Source organism: Sphingopyxis solisilvae (assembly GCF_015475875.1).
In the GTDB taxonomy this organism is placed as follows: domain Bacteria; phylum Pseudomonadota; class Alphaproteobacteria; order Sphingomonadales; family Sphingomonadaceae; genus Sphingopyxis; species Sphingopyxis solisilvae.
The window spans coordinates 159,588-176,570 of record NZ_JADKYM010000003.1; the positions used below are offsets into that span (position 1 = coordinate 159,588).

A 16,983-nucleotide genomic window follows, 5' to 3' on the forward strand; every position below is an offset into this window, starting at 1 on the left:
TTTTTCGCAACCGGCGATTGCCAGTGTCATTCTGGCGCCCTACTTCCGTTTCATCGAGAAACCGAACACGGGAGACGCACGATGACCGACCTGCCTGACACCAACCTGACCATGCTGACCTTGGTGAAGCCCGAGGGCGAGCTGGAGGTGTCGCTCGAACGGCGGCCGATGCCGACGCCGCAATCGCACGAAGTGCTGGTCAAGATCCTCGCCACCCCGATCAACCCGTCGGACCTGGGCCTGTTGTTCGGCGGCGCCGATATGTCGACCGCGCGCGCCTCGACCCGCGACGGGCTGCCAGTGATTACCGCCGATATTCCTCCGGCCGGAATGCGCGCGATGACGGGCCGCATCGGCGAGGCGTTGGCGATCGGGAACGAAGGCTGCGGCACCGTCGTCGCGGCGGGCGATTCGCCCGAGGCACAGGCGCTGCTGGGTAAGACCGTCGCGCTGATCGGCGGCGAAATCTATGCCGAGTATCGCTGCCTGCCCGCGCAGATGTGCATGGTGCTGCCCGACGGCACCGACCCCAAGGACGGGGCATCATGCTTCGTCAATCCGCTGACCAGCCTGGCCTTCACCGAAACGATGAAGAATGAAGGGCATAGCGCGATCGTCCACACCGCCGCGGCATCGAACCTGGGCCAGATGCTGGTCAAGATTTGCGCGAAGGACGGCATCCCGCTGGTCAATATCGTGCGCAGCGACGCGCAGGTCGACATCTTGAAGGGCATTGGCGCGACGCATATCGTCAACAGCAGCGCCGATGATTTCGTCGATCAGTTGGTAGCCGCGATCGTGGCGACGGGTGCGACGATCGGTTTCGACGCGATCGGCGGCGGCAAGCTGGCGGGCCAGATTCTTTCCGCGATGGAAGTCGCCGCAGTGAAGCGGATGACGACATACAGCCGTTATGGGTCGGACACGTTCAAGCAGGTCTATATTTACGGCGCGCTCGATCTGGGGCCGACGATCCTCAACCGGTCGTTCGGCCTGACCTGGTCGCTGTCGGGCTTCCTGCTGACGCCCTTCCTGCAAAAGGCGGGGATGGAAACCAATATGCGGTTGCGCAAGCGCGTTGTCGATGAACTGACGACGACGTTCAAGAGCCATTACAGCCACGAGATTTCGCTGACCGAGGCGCTGTCGCTGGATGTCGCGCATGCGTATAATGCCAAGCGGACGGGCGAGAAGTATCTGATCCGGCCGTAGGGGGGAGGCGATAGGGGCGCTAACCACGGTTGCGGGCGTCGCGCATCTTTCTCTCTCCCCTCGTGGGAGAGATACGGAGGCTTGGCAGCTTGCTGCCTAGCCGCAGTTGAGAGGGGTTCTCGCGCCCGCTGGCGTCCAACCCCCTCACCAAGCTTCGCTAGCTCCTGACGGAGCAAGCTGCGCTATCCTCTCCCACAAGGGGAGAGGAAGCATGGCGCTTCTGACCTTAACGCCATCGATCAAGGTTACCGCCACCTACCGCTTCATGCACTGCCGCGCATCGTCGCGCTTGTATTCGCTGCAATTCCACAACGCCTTTTCGAACCCCGCCTTGTCGTCGCGCAGGTACGAAAAGGTCATCGCGGCGCGCTGGGTGTCGGTCATCGCGTCGCTGTCGGGTTTCAGCACCGGGTTGGTCCAGCCCATGAATTTGCAATAGGGCTTGTCGCCGCACAGCCTGAGCGCGGTGGTGACGAAGCTTTCGGGGGCGGCGCGGCGGTCGAGCTGGGTATAGATGGTGTCGCGGCCTGTTGCTTCGCCCGCGCCGGCCACGACGCGCGCTTCGCCGACCGCGGCATTGGCATCGACCCCGGCTGCGAACTCGGTCGGCAGCCCGAGCGCCATGGCGTGCAGCGGCGAAATGGCGGCGAGCTTTGCGACGGGGCCGTCACTGCCCGAAACGGCACCGCGGAACGCGCCGGGGGTGCCCCAATAGCCCGGCCAGCGGAAAAACAGATGCGTGTCGACAATCGCGATCTTTTCCAGGCTGTCGCTCCAATAGGGGCGCACCCAGTCGGTGTGATAATGGGTGGCGAGGCCGACGGGCGGGTAGGTGCCGCCCGACAGCATCAGGTCGGCATTATTGCGCGCGCGCTGCCACGCCGCGTCCGAATAGCGGCGGTTCAGGGCGCCGTCGCAGGTGAAGGTGAACTGACAGCCGGTGACGCGTTCGGACCCCTGGAACACCACGCCGCAGATCGATTTGGGGAAGGCCGGATGGCGGGCGCGGTTGATGACGACCTGGCCCACCGCCTGCTGCCCCTTCGCGTCATCGCCCGCTTCATACAGCATCGCCGCGGCGAGGCAGTCGCGCGCGCGCGCCTTGGCATCGCCGTTTCCAGCATAAATGAAGGGGCGCGGGGCGACGAAACCCTTGGTGACGAGCGCGATGCGCGCATTGGCGGCGCGGGCGTCGTCCTCTGGCACCGGGGCGAACTCCATCGGCAGCACGTCGGGGACGACGTCGGGGGGCGGCGCGACGGGATGCGGGCGCGCGCCAAGCGTGCGATCGGCGCTGCGGTCGCTGGCGTAGAGCACGAGCCCGACGGCGAGCGCCGCCAGCAGCACGAACAGCCAGCCGGTCCAGTCGCGCCTTGTCGGCAACGCCGTTTGATCGCCGTCGGGGCGCATGGTCCCGCCTCAGATCTCCGGGAGGAAATCGGGGACCGACAGATAACGCTCGCCGGTGTCGTAGTTGAAGCCGAGCACGCGGCTGCCCGCGGGCAATTCGGCGAGCTTCTGCGCGATCGCGGCGAGGGTGGCGCCCGACGAGATGCCGACGAGCATGCCTTCTTCGGTCGCGGCGCGGCGCGCAAAGTTTTTGGCGTCGGCGGCATCGACCTTGATCACCCCGTCGAGCAGGTCGGTGTGGAGGTTGCGCGGGATGAAGCCGGCGCCGATGCCCTGGATCGGGTGCGGCGCGGGCTGGCCGCCTGAGATAACCGGCGATGCCTCGGGCTCGACCGCAAAGACTTTCAGGTTCGGCCAATGTGCCTTGAGGAACTGCGCGCAGCCGGTGATGTGGCCGCCGGTGCCGACGCCGGTGATGAGGATGTCGATCGGGGTGTCCTTGAAGTCGGCCAGAATTTCGGGTCCGGTCGTGCGGACATGGACGTCGACATTGGCTTCATTTTCAAACTGCTGCGGCATCCACGCGCCGGGGGTGGTTTCGACGAGCTCGATCGCGCGTTCGATCGCGCCCTTCATCCCCTTTTCGCGCGGCGTCAGGTCAAAGGTCGCACCATAAGCGAGCATCAACCGGCGGCGTTCGAGCGACATCGATTCGGGCATGACGAGGACGAGCTTGTAGCCCTTGACCGCGGCGGCCATCGCGAGGCCGATGCCGGTATTGCCCGACGTCGGCTCGACGATCGTGCCGCCTTCCTTCAGGCTGCCATCGCGTTCGGCCGCCTCGATCATCGCCAGCCCGATGCGATCCTTGATCGACCCGCCGGGATTGCTGCGTTCCGACTTAACCCAGACTTCGGCATCGGGGAAAAGCCTGGCCACGCGGATGTGCGGGGTGTTGCCGATGGTATCGAGGATCGAATTGGCTTTCATGGTCGGTGCGCTCTTTCATTGAATTCGAACCGCGGGTCGCGGCGGACGCGATTTGGCCAGTCGCCGGCGCGGAGCCAGCGGGCCTCGTCCGCCAGGACCGGCGTCGGCGCGGGTTGTAACGAGGCGAGCAGATACTGTCCATAAGGCCAGTCCCCGATCCGCGAGTCGGCGTTGATATGGCCGAACGGACCGGCGTTGACGAAGCGCGCATCCCATTTTCGCGACAGATGCCAGACATGCGCGGATTTGGCGTAAGGATCATTGTCGCTGGCGACGACGATCATGGGGACGCGGCTGGAGAAGGACGGTGCCGCGCCGAAACCGGCGACCTCGTGATTCTGGCGCAAACGCGACAGGTCCGGGGGAGCGACCAGCAAGGCGCCCGCGATCTGTGTGCGCGATACCGCGCTGGCGCCGCTGAACCAGTGGGCAAAGGCGTGGCAGCCCAGGCTGTGCGCGGCGACGAGCACCGGTTCGGGTTCGGCGGCAACGGCGGCCGCGATCCGATCGACCCATTGGTCGCGGTCGGGTTTGTCCCAAAGGCCAAGGTCGACGCGCTCGCTGAGCGGAAACTTATGTTCCCAAAGGCTTTGCCAATGGGTCGGGCCGCTGTTGTTGAGGCCGGGGATGGTCAGAATTTTGTGACGGAATATGCTGCGTTGCATGACGGTTGCTCCACTCAGAGGACAGAGAGAACCGCGGTGACGGGTGCATCCGATATAAATCAACTTAATTGATTGACAATAGGCCTGCGATCAATGGTGGACCGGTTGCGACGAAATGTTCAGCGGCCCTGCCGGAACTGCGGTTCGAAGGTGCGCGCGCGGCGAAGCTCCGGAAACAGCCAAGCCCAAAGCGCCGTCACGCCGATCGCGCCGGCGCCGCCGATCACCACCGCGCCGACCGGACCCAGCGCCGCGGCCATGGCGCCGGCGCGCATCTCGCCAAGCTCGTTCGATGCCGAGATGGCGAGCCCCGATGCGGCGCTGACCCGGCCGCGCATATGGTCGGGGGTGTTGAGCTGGATGAGCGTACCGCGCACGAAGACCGAGAACATGTCGGCGGCGCCCATCACGACGAGCAGGGCGAGCGACAGGAGGAGGCTGGTCGAATAACCGAAGGCGACGGTCGTGGCGCCGAACACCGCGACCGCCCACAGCATCTTGACCCCGACGTTGCGCTCGATCGGGCGGATCGCGAGACCGACCGCGACCGCGACCGAACCAAAGGCAACCGCGGCGCGCATCAGCCCCGCGCCCTCGGGACCGGCATCCAGGATGTCGCGCGCGAACACCGGGAACATCGCCGTCGCCCCGGCGAGCAACACCGCAAAAAGGTCGAGCGTGATCGTGCCGAGCAGGAAGCGCTCGGTCCAGACGAACTGCAACCCGTCGACCATTTCGCGCAGCGGATGGCGGCGCACTTCGGCGGGCGGCGGCTGGACGCGGCGGACGCGGCTGAGCGTAAAGGCCGACAGCGCCAGCAGGGCCGCGGCGAAAACATAGACCGCGGCGGGGTGGGCGGCATAGATCAGGCCGCCGGCGGCGGGGCCGATCACCGACGCCGACTGCCAGGCGATGCTGCTCATCGCGATCGCGCGCGGCAGCACGGCGGGCGGCACGATATTGGGCGCGATTGCGCTCATCGCCGGACCCGAAAAGACGCGCGCCACGCCGTGGAGCGCGGCGAGGCCGAACAGCAGCGGCAGGGTCAGCGCGTCCGTCCAGGTGAACCAGCCGAGCGCGGCCGCGATCAGCAGGTCGATCAGGTTCGAAAATATCGCGACGCTCCGCCGTTCGAAGCGGTCGGCGGCCCAACCGGCGACCGGGGTCAGAATGGCGAGCGGGACGAACTGAAACAGCCCGAGCAGGCCGAGTTGGAACGACGCCTCGCGGATCGACATGCCATAATCGGTGCGGGCGGTGTCATACAGCTGGTAACCGATGACGACGACCATCGCGATGGTCGCCATCACCGCGGTGAAGCGCGCGATCCAGAAATAGCGGAAGTCGGGAAAGCTGAGCGGCGAGGGGGCTTTGGACGCCGCTTCGGGCATCACCGGCTCTTCGCCCTCGGGAGGTGGTATCGTCGCCATCGGCCTTGCCCCCTAAACGGCTTTTGCGCGCTGTCCAGCTTCGACTGCGGCCGCGGCTAGGGCGCCAGCAGCCGGGCGACAAAGAAGCCGTCGAGGCCACCCGCTTCGGCAAGCAGGCCGGGCAGGGTGCGGACGCAACCGTTGGTGTCGGGATCGATGCCGTTCGGCAGTTCGATCGGGTCCACGGGGACGACACGCCATGCCGGGTGCCGGTCCAGAAATGCCGCTACCTGTTCTTCACCCTCGGCACGCTCGAGCGAGCAGGTCGCGTAGACCAGCGTTCCGCCCGGTTTGACCCACGTCGCGGCCCGCTGGAGGAGATCGCGCTGGAGCGCCGCCATCTCGTCGATCTGGCGCTGTTCGATCCGGTGCAGCACGTCGGGATGGCGGCGGAAGATGCCGGTCGCCGAACAGGGCGCATCAAGCAGCACCGCGTCGGCGGGCGCCGCGGGTGCCCAGCTGCGGATATCGGCGTGGATAATCTCGGCGTCCAGTGCCGTGCGCGCGAGGTTGGCACCGAGCCGTTCGAGGCGCTTGGCGCTGGCATCGACGGCCACGACGTTCCAGCCCGCCGCGGCGAGCTGCATCGTCTTGCCGCCGGGCGCCGCGCAAAGGTCGAGCACCGTGCGCCCGTCGCCGGCACCGAGCAGCCGCGCGGGCAGGCTGGCGGCGAGATCCTGCACCCACCAGCCGCCTGCGGCAAATCCCGGCATCGCCTCGACCGCCTGGCCGCGCGGCAGGCGGCGGTGGCGGGGGGCGAGCGGCATCGCATCGGGCCACTCATCAGCGTCGGGCTCGACGGCAAAGCTGAGGTCGATCGGGGGCGGCGCGCTCCAGGCTGCCTCGGCAGCCTCGACTATTGGCAGTCCCCATTGCTCGGCCCATCGCTCGGCTGTCGGCAAGGGCAAGGTTGCGCGTTCGGGGAGTTGCCATTGTTCCTGCTGCGCGCGCGACAGGATGGCGTGGACAAGCCGCCGCGGGCCGCCTGCAACGAGCGGCAGCGCGGTCGATACGACAGCGTGGGCCGGGCTTTTGAGGACGAGCAACTGCGCGAGCGCGATCCGCAGCACTGCGCGCGATTTGACGTCATCGGGCAGAATCTGTGCGGTCGCGCCGTCGACCAGCGCGTCGATGTCGACCATCCAGCGCAGCGTTTCGGAGGCGATCGCGACCGCGAAGGCGCGATCGGGGCCGGTCAACCCTTGTGCCGCGGCGTGCATCGCGACATCGAGGGGGTCGCCGCGGCGGAGGATGGCGTCGACCAGCCGCAGCGCGGCGCGGCGCGGCGCCGTACCCGCGGGATCGGGCTCGTTGTGCGGGCGTTGCCTGCCGCGACGCGGCCGATCAATCATGTCGGATCCTGGCGAACTTGGCGTAGGGCATGAACAATCCTATATAGGCGGCACGATGACTGACCGCACCGACAACTCGACGATCGGGGGCACCCCCCGTGCTGCCAAGCGCCCCGCGCATGTCATCGCGCCCGCCGGCTGGACCAACAGTCCGGTGCCGCCGCCGGCGCCGATCCGCGAGGACAAGCCCGACGAACAGCCGGGCGGACGAAACCCGGTGCGCTACGGCGACTGGGAGCTGAAAGGCATTGCCGTCGATTTTTGACGCAGCGCCAGAACGCAGCGTCAAAACGGGTTCATCCGGCCAATAAACCCTGCCCGATCGACAAACTGATGTTTGAGCGCCGCCAGAATGTGGATCGCCGCCAGCGCCAGCATCGTCAGCCCCAACACCTCGTGCCGGTCGTGCATCACATCGGCGAGCGCCTCGTTCGGCGCGACAATGACAGGAACGGCAAACAGCCCGAAGAAATCGATCGGCCTGCCTGCCGCCGACATCCAGACCCATCCGGACAGCGGCAGCAAGATCAGCAGCACATAGAACAGCGCGTGGGTGATACGGCCGAGCAGCCGCTGCCACCCCGGAATCGCGGCGGGCAGGGGCGGGGGACGATGGCCGAGTCGCCAGCCGATACGGACGACCGTCAATGCCAGGACGGCGATCCCCAGCGCCTTGTGGATGTCCATCGCCGCACCCCGTGTTTCGCGGGGCAGGCCTTCGGTCAGCATGGCAAGCGCGATATTGGCGATAACCGCCAGGCCGATCAGCCAGTGAAGCCAGATGGCCACCGGGGTATAGTGCGATCCGGCGGAGCCGGCGTCTGCTTCCCTGATGGCCATGGCGTTTAATCCCCTCAGACGGTCGGCACTGCCTGAATCTCCGGCACCTTGCCCGCCTTGACCTGCTCGGCAAAGACTTCGCGCATGAGTTGGAGCGAGAAAAGATGGGCGAAGATCAGCGCCAAGATGCCGTTCTGCATCATCTTGCGCAAGACGTCGCCGCGCAGTTCGCGCAGCTTTGTTTCATCGACCATCTGGAAACCGCGGTAGATATAGGGCTGGTCGTTGCCATCCTGCTGGATGCTCACTTCGCCTTCCATCAAGAGGTCGGCCTTTTTCAGCTCGTCCATGAACTGGCCCGTGCGCTGTCCGGCCTCCTCGAACATTTTACAGAATTCCAGAATGGCCTGCACCGGAGCGGTCGGCTGCCCGTTCTCGAACATGGCTTCACCGTCTTCGAACTTGCCGACAGCGCCCGAGGTCGGGTCAAAGCACAACGACAATTCTTCCGAATCGGGTTGCAGACGGGCGAGCAGGAAGGGGTAGCGGCGAATATAGGCCGGCACATACACCGGATTGATCAGCTTGCCGTCGGCATCGACGAAGGTGTTCACGCCTTCGTTAAGGCCCATCAGCGCCAGCGGCACCGGATTGTCGCCCGCCGAAAACACGATCGGATAGTGGCGGCAGGCCGACACAAATTCATCGGACGTCAGCGGCACAGCGTGTTGGTTGATCAGAAAATCGGCCTGATCCAGCGAACGGGCATGGAAATCCGCATGATCGACGCTCGAAAGCGGAACGAGGTCCTTGTAGAACAGGGGCAGGTTGGCGGGGGCGGGCGCTGTGGCCATAATGAAACTCCGGTAGATGCCCCGACCAGCCGGAGCGCAATGATAACAGCGCGCCTTATTGACCTCAGCACCGTGGCGCAAGGGGGCGATCGCCCTGCGGTATGAAAGCGTCAGTCGATCAGCTTGCCCGGATTGAATATCCCCGCCGGGTCCAGCCCGGCCTTGATCGCGCGCAGCGCCGCAAGCCGCGCCGGGCTGTCAAGCGCGGCCATCACGTCGCGTTTGATCTGGCCGATACCATGTTCCGCCGAAATCGATCCGCCGAGTTCGATGACGTGCGCATAGACCATATGGCTGACCGCCGTGCCGTGGCGCGCCAGCCACGCCGCGCCGTCGCTGTCCTTCGGGGGCTGGATATGGTGGTGGACGTTGCCGTCGCCGAGATGCCCGAAGGACAAAGCGCGGGCGCCGGGGAATGCCCGTTCCAGCCGCAGAGGATTGTCGGCGATAAAGGTAGGCATCAGATCGACGGGGACGCTGATGTCATGTTGCAGTGCCGGCCCCTCGGCGCGTTCGGCCTCTGAAATGGAGTCGCGCAGGCGCCAGAACGCTTCGCTTTCGCTGTCGTTCTTGGCGATGACGACGTCGCGGATCAGCCCGGCGTCGAGCGCGGCGGCGAGCTGGGTTTCCAGCGCTTGTCCCAGCGCCTCATCGCCGTCGCCCGCCAATTCGGCCAGCACGTACCAGGGATACGACGCAGCGATCGGCGCCCGGGTTTGCGGGATATGACGCAGCACCGCGTCGAGGCACGCGCGCGGGATGAGTTCGAAGCCCTCAAGCTCGCGCCCGATGCTGGCGTCGAGCCGGCGGAGAAGGAGCAGCGCGCCTTCGGGCGAATCGACGGCGATCCACGCAGTGCGCCGCGCCGCGACGGCGGGCACAAGATGGAGGCTGGCCGCGGTAACGATCCCCAAGGTTCCTTCGGCCCCGCAAAGCAGGTGGCGCAGGTCATAGCCGCGATTGTCCTTTTTGAGCGGCGCCAGGCCGTCGAAGATGCTGCCGTCAGGAAGCACCGCTTCGATCCCGGCAACCAGCGCGCGCATCGTGCCGTGGCGCAGCACCTGCGTCCCGCCGGCGTTGGTCGACACCAGTCCGCCGATCGTCGCCGACCCCTTGCCGCCCAACGTCAGCGGGAATCGCAGTCCCTGTGCGAGCACCGCATGGTGGAAATTTTCAAGAATGACGCCCGCTTCCGCCACGCCAATTTTCGCGGCGGAGTCGATGGTGCGAACGCGGTTCATCCGGCGCAGGCTGAGCAATAGCTGGCTGCCGTCGCCGCTGGGGGTTGCGCCCCCGACCATCCCGCTGTTGCCTCCCTGCGGCACGAGCGCGACGCGTTCCTCTGCGCACAGGCGAACAATTGCGGCGACGTCCTGGGTGTTGTCAGGCGACAACATGGCTGCGGCGCGCCCCACATATTTTCCGCGCCAGTCGGTCAGCCAAGGCGCCATGATGTCGGTATCGGCAGTATAGCCTTTGGGTCCGAGCAATTCGGCCAGTCGCGAGAGCAGCTCGGGAGACGGCTGGCAGATCATTCGGGGCATCGATTGCACGTTTTCGGAGAAAGGGGCGGGGCTGTGTCGATGTAGTTCATTTGATATTCAATCAGTGGTGGTAAGCCGGACAATGAACGAATGTCGGCATTTCGTCGAGGGATTCGGCACATTGGAGCGACGGGTGAACGGAGCAGCTTGTTTTTTGGACGGTCAGGTGACCACTCGTCCGTGCTGACCGCAGCGATCCTGTGGCTGTCGGCGGCTGCGCCGGTTGCGCAAGCGGTGCCTGGCTCCGCGCCACCGCCGGTGGCCGCGCCCGAACCGCTGACGTCCGTAGCCGTGCCCACACTCGAGCAACTCGCACCCTTTTGGCAGGTCGTTATAGAAGAACGGCTGATTATCCGTGTTCCGGCCCAGCGTTCGCAGCTCAACAATTTTGCCGCGGGCTCGCCGCAGAATCGCAGGGCGACCGAAATACCTTTGGTCTGGAAGGAAAAAAAGGCGCCGAAATGTGTCGCGATGCGCAACATCATGGGAATGCAGGCCGTCCAGCGCGACAGCATCGACATCATCACCCGGCAGAACGAGCGTTTGCGGGCACAACTCAACCGCGGGTGCCGCGCGCTCGACTTTTATGCCGGCTTTTACATGCAGGGCAGCAAGGACGGCCGACTATGCGCGGATCGCGACCAGATCCATGCGCGGACGGGTGCCAAGTGCGAGATCGACAAATTCCGGCTGATGGTGCCGGTTCGTGACGACGACTGATCGCACAGTTCGTCGCCTTTTCTTGACTTTTCGCCGTCCTTTGCCCAAGGCCCGCGCAGCGCCGCCTGCGTGGGAGGCTGGGCGTGGCTTTTATTTCCGGACATGACAATCATATGAAATTTGCCGACATCGGCCTTTCCGACGAACTTTTGCGCGCTATCGACGAGTCCGGTTACACCGAGGCGACCCCGATCCAGGCGGGCGTCATTCCTTCCGTGCTGATGATGCGCGACATTATCGGCATTGCGCAGACCGGCACTGGCAAGACGGCGTCCTTTGTGCTGCCGATGATCGACATCCTGGCGCACGGACGCGCCCGCGCGCGGATGCCGCGATCGCTGATCCTGGCACCCACCCGCGAACTGGCGGCGCAGGTTGCCGAGAATTTCGAGAAATATGGCAAGTATCACAAGCTGTCGATGGCGCTGCTGATCGGCGGAGTCCAGATGGGTGACCAGGTCAAGGCGCTGGAAAAGGGCGTCGATGTGCTCATCGCGACGCCGGGGCGGCTGATGGATCTGTTCGAGCGCGGCAAGATCCTGCTGACCGGCTGTACGCTGCTGGTCATCGACGAGGCGGACCGGATGCTCGACATGGGTTTCATTCCCGACATCGAGAATATCTGTACGAAACTGCCCGCGAATCGGCAGACGTTGCTGTTTTCGGCAACGATGCCGCCGCCGATCAAGAAGCTGGCCGACAAATTCCTGTCGAACCCGAAAACGGTCGAAGTCGCGCGCCCGGCGAGCCGGAACGAAAATATCGAGCAGTTTCTGGTCAAGACGTCCGAGCGGGGCAAGCGCGACACGCTGCGTAGCCTGATCGAATCCGAGAAGGTCCACACCGCGATCATCTTTTGCAACCGCAAGACGACGGTGCGCGAACTTGCCAAAGCGCTGCAACGATCGGGCTACAATGCGGGCGAGATCCAGGGCGACATGGACCAGTCGAGCCGCACCGCCGAGCTGGAGCGTTTCAAGCGCGGCGACATCAACATTTTGGTGGCGTCGGACGTCGCGGCGCGCGGGCTGGACGTCAAGGGCGTCAGCCATGTGTTCAACTTTGACGCGCCTTGGCACCCAGACGATTATGTCCACCGCATCGGCCGCACGGGCCGTGCGGGCGCCAAGGGCCGCGCCTTCACGCTCGCAACGTCAGCGGACGATGAAGCGATCGACAATATCCAGAAGCTGACCGGCTATAATATTCCCGTTCACAACGCCGACAAGGCCGGCGCCGAAGCCGAACCGGAAGCCGAGCGCGCGCCGCGGGACGAAAAGGCGAGACGCGGCGGGCGGACGAAACGCGCCGCGGCCTACGCGCCCGCCGCGAAGCCCGCGCGCAAGGCGGAGGATCGCAAGCCCGACGATCGCAAACCCTCAAAGCCAAAACCGCAGCCGCGGGACGATGACGGCCCCGATGACGGCTGGAACGGCCCGACGCCCGGCTTTCTGATGGTCGGTTTCGGGAGCTGAGGCGCGCGGCGGTCCGGTCAGATCCGGACCAGCATCTTGCCCATATTGGCGCCTGCAAACAGGCCGAGGAAGGCGTCCGGTGCCGCCTCGAGCCCTTCATACACCGTTTCGCGCATCGTGACCGCGCGGCTGGCGATCAGTGCGCCCATGTCGGCATAAAATTCTTCCATGCAGTCGATGAACTGGTCGGTGTAGATAAAGCCTTCCATGCGGATGCGCGCCGGGATCGTGCGGATCAGAAATTTCATCTCCTGCGACTTGCCGTCGTTATAGACGTCGATCATGCCGCAGATGGCGAAGCGCGCGAAATCATTCGCGGTCGCAAAGGCGGCGTCGAGATGTTCGCCGCCGACATTGTCGAAATAGACATCGATGCCGGGCTTGCCGAGCATATCGAGCGCCCCGGCAAGCTGGGGTAGGACCGGTCCCGCTTTGTAATCGACAACCGCATCGGCACCGAGCTCTCGTACCCATGCCGCTTTTTCCGGCCCGCCTGCGGAACCGATCACGGTCATTTCACGCGCCTTGGCGATCTGGACCACCGCCGACCCTACCGCGCCCGCCGCCGCCGAGACGAACACCGTATCCCCCGGCTTGGCCGCAGCAACGCGGAGCAGACCGATCCATGCGGTGCCGCCGGTCAGCCCCATATTGTGAAGGAATGTCTGCGGGGAGAGGCCCGCGTCGAGCGCGTGCGCCGGCAGCTTGTTCGGCATCATGTCCAGCCCGATCACGCCGCCCTCGCGCCAGCCGCCCATATGCAGGATCAAATCGCCCGCCGCAAAGCCGTCCATCCGGCTTTCTAGGACTTCGCCGATCGCCCCGCCGGTCATCGGCTGGTCGATCTGGAAACTCGCGGCGTAGCTTTTGGCGTCGTTCATCCGCCCGCGCATATAGGGATCGACTGACAGCCACAGGTTGCGAACGCGCAGCTGATCATTTTCCAACGGCACATCGGGCAGGTCGCGCAACGCGAAATTGTCGATCGTCGGAAGCCCCTGCGGGCGGCTGATCAAATGCCAGGCTTTGTTCATGGAACCCCCATTCCCTGAAATCGCGCGGTGTGCTTAGAGGACGTCAGAAAAGCCGTTGCCACCATCCTGCGGTGCGTTTAAGACGCCGCCGTCGCGGGGCCGTAGCTCAGATGGGAGAGCGCTGCAATCGCACTGCAGAGGTCAGGGGTTCGATTCCCCTCGGCTCCACCAGCGACCTGACGTCGGCCCCCGCGCCCTGTTTCCATTCGGAACGGTTTCATTCCTGCGCGGGTGTTTGCCCGCCGCCTTCCCATTTGCGGCGCAACAGCGCGGCGAGCGCGCGATGGCGGACGATCAGGCAATCGACGATCTCCGGTCCCGGCACCGCGCCTTGGGCGCGCTTGTAGCCGCTGTCACCGGCTCCCAAGTCGATTGTTGTGATCCCGCGTTCCAGCGCGACGTCATATTGGCGATAGGCGACGAGCTTGCCCGGGCTGTGCGCGGCGAATTCTTTATCGTAGCTGCCCGCGATGCCATATTGCATGTCGCCGCACAGCATGTCGAAGGTGAAGGCGACCGGGCGGTCACCGACGTACAGGATCGTTGCGGTGAGCATGTCGGCGAGCGCGCGATCAGCCGCGCCGCGAAGCCAGCCTGCGCGCATCGATTCGGTCAGGAACTTGGCGCCGCTACCGTCGGTATCCTGCCCGATCCAGCTTTTGGCCTCGATCGTCGCGAGATCGCGCAGCACCTCGAGTGACCAGTCCGATCCGGTGATATGCCTGATGGTGAGTTGGCCGATGGCGGCGAGCTGTTTTTCATAGGTGCGCAGGCGCCGCTGCGACGATTTTCGCGGCCATGGTCCCGCCGCAAGCTGCCCCGCGACGTCAATCCGGTAGCTGGTGCCGAGGGTCCGGCGCAGCACCGTCCAGCCCATCTTGCGAGCCGCGCCGGTCAGCGCCGCGAGCGCGGGATCGTCGTCGTAAACCGGACCAATTCGCAGAAAGGGCGACACGATCCGCCGCATCGGCGGATGCGCGACCAGCGCCTCGATTTCCTCCGCCGTGACGTCGGCGGCTAACGGGATGCTGCGGAACGGCCAGTAACTTCCGGGAATGCGCCGCGCGCCAAGGATCGTTGGCCCAACGGGCAGGGTGGGCAGCGCGGCGAGCGGCGTGCCGTCCGCGCGGTGCAGGAGCAGCGTCGAGGCGCCGTCGGTGTCGGGCGAGGTTCCGGCATACCACGCCGTACGCAGAAAGGACCGCGCCTCGTAGCCGCGATCCGCAACCGCGTCGATCGCGGTTGCGAAGCCTTTCTCCAGCGTGATGTCGACCCGGCTGATCCCCATGATGATCCCGACCTAGATGAAAAGGCTTAGGATGGGGTAATCACGACCCCCGATCTAGCCCGCGTAGTCGCGAATCATATTCTTCGCGATGACGAGCTGCTGGATCTGCGTCGTCCCTTCGTAAATGCGGTAAATGCGGCAATCGCGATAAAAGCGTTCGGCCAGATATTCCTTGAGATAGCCCGCGCCGCCGTGAATCTGCACCACGCGGTCGGCGACGCGGCCGCACATTTCGCTGGCGAACATCTTGGTCGCCGCGGCCTCGACGAGGATTTTCTCTCCGCGGTCGGCGCGCGCGCAGGCGTCGTTGAGCATACAGTCAGCCGCATAGATTTCGGCCTTGCTGTCGGCGAGCATCGCCTGGATCAGCTGGAAATTGGCGATGGGTTCGCCGAACGCCTTGCGCTCGATCGCATATTGAAGGCCCGTGTCGAGCATCCGCTTGGCATAGCCGACGCTCGCCGCGGCGACCGAAAGGCGGCCGTTGTCGAGGCTCTGCATCGCGGCGCGGAAACCGATGCCTTCCTCGCCGCCGAGCAGGGCGTCGCCGTCGACATGGACATCTTCCAAGATCACGTCGGCGATCTGCGATCCCGCTTGGCCCATCTTGCCGTCGGGCTTGCCGATCGAGACACCCGGCGCGTCTCGGGGCACAAGGAATGCGCTGACATGCGCATTCTTGGGGAGCGCCTCCGCGTTGGTGCGCGCCATCACCAGGATGACGTCAGCGAAGGGCGCGTTGGTGATGTAACGCTTGGTGCCGTTCAGCACATAGCCGTTGCCGCTCGGCACCGCGCGGGTCTTCATCGCCGCGCTGTCCGAGCCGCTGTCGGGTTCGGTGAGGCCGAAGGCGGCGATGCTGCCGGTCGCGAGCTTCGGCAGCCAATGGTCCTTTTGCTGCTGCGTTCCGAACCCGAGGATCGATTTGCACACCATGCCGATATTGATCGAGACGATCGAGCGATAGGCGGGCGCAGCATAGGCGAGTTCGCGAATGAAGCCAACATATTGGCTGATGTTCATGCCAGCGCCGCCATATTCCTCGGGCATCGTCACCCCGAATAGCCCCATGTCGCGCATTTCGGCGAGGATGTCGTCCGGAACGCGGCCAAGTTCTTCAAGCTGATCCTCGGCAGGGATCAGCCGCTCACGCACGTAGCGTTGCAGCTGTTCGATAAAGGCGTCGTAGATGTCGGCGTCCATGCCTGCGTTGGTCATCCTATTCCCGTTCCTGTCTATTGTTCGCCATAAGTGTCGATCGCCGCGAAAATGCGCGTCAATTGTTCGCGTTCGTCGGTGTCGATGTCGGGGCGCCAGATTTCGAAAAGCAGGATGGTACGGTCGTCGGTGCCGCGGTTCCACGCTTCATGCTCAATGCTGTCGTCGAAAATCAGCAGCTCGCCCTCGCGCCACTCGCGCATTTCGGCACCGACCCGCAGGCCGCAGCCGGTGGGGATGATCAGCGGCAGGTGACAAATCAGACGCGTATTCAGCAGCCCGTGGTGCGGCTGGATATGCGTGCCGGGCATGAGCCGCGAAAAGAAGGCAATCGGCGCGCGGTTGGGAATGACGGGCTGTGGCGTCAATTCGAGCGCGGCGAGGGTCGCGGGGCAGAGCCGGTCCATACCGTCTGCTACGGCACCGTCTTTCCATAGCCAGGCGGCACCCCAGTCGGGCTTATCGAGGAGCGGGTTGTTCGGTGGCGGCCGGTCGGCGCTGGCGGTGACATAAGGGGCAAAGCGGTCGGCTGCCCCCTCGATCAACGCCAAGAGTTCGTTCCGGATGGTGTCGGTCGCCGCCTCGAGCACGGGTGCCCATTCGAACTCGGAACGATCGAAAAAGGGCCGCTGCGCGAGACCGGGAAAATAGAACATGCCCGGCTGTTGCAGGTAAAGTGCCTGTTCGCCCGCAAGCATCCGGAGCGCTTGGGCGACGCGTGGCGGTGCAGTGCCCCGATCGATGCCCGCTGCGCCCAGCTGCGCAAGCAAATGATCGGCGAAGGCGCGCTCGGTCGCAGCGACAAAAGCCTCGGCGCGCTGGAGACCGGGATGGAGTGCTGCATGGACGCTGCGTGCCTGCGCCGCGGTGGCGAGAGCAAGTCGATAAAAACTGCCCGCTGCACGATCGTCCATGATTCGCCGTTTGAGCTCGGCCATTGCAAGCAGCGCAGCGATATTGCTGCGGTCGGCGCGGATCGCACCATCCAGCGCTGTCGTCTCCGCCACGATATCACCGCGGCGGTGTGCGTCGCGCGCCTGGTCGAGCCATGTCGTCGGTGCCGTCATCGCT

16 protein-coding genes and 1 tRNA gene are annotated in these 16,983 nt (G+C 65.1%); 5 read left to right on the forward strand and 12 right to left on the reverse strand.

All coding sequences use genetic code 11. From position 1 onward, the window contains the following. Positions 1–81: 81 nt before the first annotated feature. A complete protein-coding gene (locus IR187_RS03825; RefSeq protein WP_194953386.1) occupies positions 82–1,212 on the forward strand; it encodes a zinc-binding dehydrogenase in 1,131 nt (376 codons plus the stop codon). Between the two features lie 255 nt (positions 1,213–1,467). Here IR187_RS03825 and IR187_RS03830 read toward each other — a convergent pair whose 3' ends face one another. The 5 genes from IR187_RS03830 to IR187_RS03850 all read right to left on the reverse strand — a co-directional run bounded on the left by IR187_RS03830 (position 1,468) and on the right by IR187_RS03850 (position 6,999). Further along, complete coding sequence (locus IR187_RS03830) at positions 1,468–2,622, reverse strand: cell wall hydrolase (RefSeq protein ID WP_194953387.1); 1,155 nt, start codon at positions 2,620–2,622, stop codon at positions 1,468–1,470. 9 nt (positions 2,623–2,631) lie between these two features. Further along, positions 2,632–3,552, reverse strand: a complete 921-nt coding sequence (cysK, locus tag IR187_RS03835) for a cysteine synthase A (protein ID WP_194953388.1) — start codon at positions 3,550–3,552, stop codon at positions 2,632–2,634. After that, complete coding sequence (locus IR187_RS03840; RefSeq protein ID WP_194953389.1) at positions 3,549–4,217, reverse strand: RBBP9/YdeN family alpha/beta hydrolase; 669 nt, start codon at positions 4,215–4,217, stop codon at positions 3,549–3,551. The genes cysK and IR187_RS03840 overlap by 4 nt, the downstream gene beginning before the upstream one ends. Positions 4,218–4,336: 119 nt before the next feature. Further along, positions 4,337–5,647, reverse strand: a complete 1,311-nt coding sequence (locus IR187_RS03845; protein ID WP_228765520.1) for an MFS transporter — start codon at positions 5,645–5,647, stop codon at positions 4,337–4,339. Between the two features lie 56 nt (positions 5,648–5,703). Then, a complete protein-coding gene (locus IR187_RS03850; RefSeq protein ID WP_194953390.1) occupies positions 5,704–6,999 on the reverse strand; it encodes an RsmB/NOP family class I SAM-dependent RNA methyltransferase in 1,296 nt (431 codons plus the stop codon). A gap of 55 nt (positions 7,000–7,054) precedes the next feature. On the opposite strand from IR187_RS03850, the gene IR187_RS03855 reads away from it, so the two are divergent. Further along, positions 7,055–7,264: a DUF1674 domain-containing protein gene (locus IR187_RS03855; protein WP_194953391.1), complete on the forward strand. Its 210-nt coding sequence runs from the start codon at positions 7,055–7,057 to the stop codon at positions 7,262–7,264. 20 nt (positions 7,265–7,284) lie between these two features. On the opposite strand, the gene IR187_RS03860 is transcribed toward IR187_RS03855, so the two are convergent. From IR187_RS03860 to IR187_RS03870, 3 genes are all read right to left on the reverse strand, one after another. Then, positions 7,285–7,839, reverse strand: a complete 555-nt coding sequence (locus tag IR187_RS03860) for a cytochrome b (protein ID WP_194953392.1) — start codon at positions 7,837–7,839, stop codon at positions 7,285–7,287. 14 nt (positions 7,840–7,853) lie between these two features. Then, complete coding sequence (locus IR187_RS03865; RefSeq protein WP_194953426.1) at positions 7,854–8,633, reverse strand: SapC family protein; 780 nt, start codon at positions 8,631–8,633, stop codon at positions 7,854–7,856. Positions 8,634–8,743: 110 nt separating this feature from the next. Continuing rightward, complete coding sequence (locus tag IR187_RS03870) at positions 8,744–10,177, reverse strand: FAD-binding oxidoreductase (RefSeq protein ID WP_407699068.1); 1,434 nt, start codon at positions 10,175–10,177, stop codon at positions 8,744–8,746. Between the two features lie 90 nt (positions 10,178–10,267). On the opposite strand from IR187_RS03870, the gene IR187_RS03875 reads away from it, so the two are divergent. Both IR187_RS03875 and IR187_RS03880 read left to right on the forward strand, forming a co-directional pair. Continuing rightward, entirely contained in the window at positions 10,268–10,897 is a 630-nt protein-coding gene (locus tag IR187_RS03875) for a hypothetical protein (RefSeq protein WP_228765521.1), read from the forward strand. A 113-nt stretch (positions 10,898–11,010) separates the two neighbouring features. Then, positions 11,011–12,372 carry a DEAD/DEAH box helicase gene (locus IR187_RS03880; RefSeq protein ID WP_194953428.1) on the forward strand — a complete coding sequence of 454 codons (1,362 nt, stop codon included), beginning with the start codon at positions 11,011–11,013 and terminating at the stop codon, positions 12,370–12,372. 17 nt (positions 12,373–12,389) lie between these two features. Here the strand turns inward: IR187_RS03880 and IR187_RS03885 are convergent, their stop codons facing one another. Beyond that, a complete protein-coding gene (locus IR187_RS03885; protein WP_194953394.1) occupies positions 12,390–13,406 on the reverse strand; it encodes an NADP-dependent oxidoreductase in 1,017 nt (338 codons plus the stop codon). Between the two features lie 95 nt (positions 13,407–13,501). Here IR187_RS03885 and IR187_RS03890 point away from each other — a divergent pair. Then, positions 13,502–13,577: transfer RNA gene (locus IR187_RS03890), tRNA-Ala, on the forward strand. A 46-nt stretch (positions 13,578–13,623) separates the two neighbouring features. Here IR187_RS03890 and IR187_RS03895 read toward each other — a convergent pair. The 3 genes from IR187_RS03895 to IR187_RS03905 are packed head-to-tail and all read right to left on the reverse strand — an operon-like array spanning position 13,624 to position 16,979. Beyond that, the gene (locus IR187_RS03895; RefSeq protein ID WP_194953395.1) at positions 13,624–14,694 is read right to left on the reverse strand and encodes a GNAT family N-acetyltransferase; all 1,071 of its coding nucleotides are present in this window, start codon (positions 14,692–14,694) and stop codon (positions 13,624–13,626) included. A 54-nt stretch (positions 14,695–14,748) separates the two neighbouring features. Continuing rightward, positions 14,749–15,912, reverse strand: a complete 1,164-nt coding sequence (locus IR187_RS03900) for an acyl-CoA dehydrogenase family protein (RefSeq protein ID WP_194953396.1) — start codon at positions 15,910–15,912, stop codon at positions 14,749–14,751. A 17-nt stretch (positions 15,913–15,929) separates the two neighbouring features. Then, positions 15,930–16,979: an aspartyl/asparaginyl beta-hydroxylase domain-containing protein gene (locus IR187_RS03905; protein WP_194953397.1), complete on the reverse strand. Its 1,050-nt coding sequence runs from the start codon at positions 16,977–16,979 to the stop codon at positions 15,930–15,932. Between the last annotated feature and the right edge of the window lie 4 nt (positions 16,980–16,983).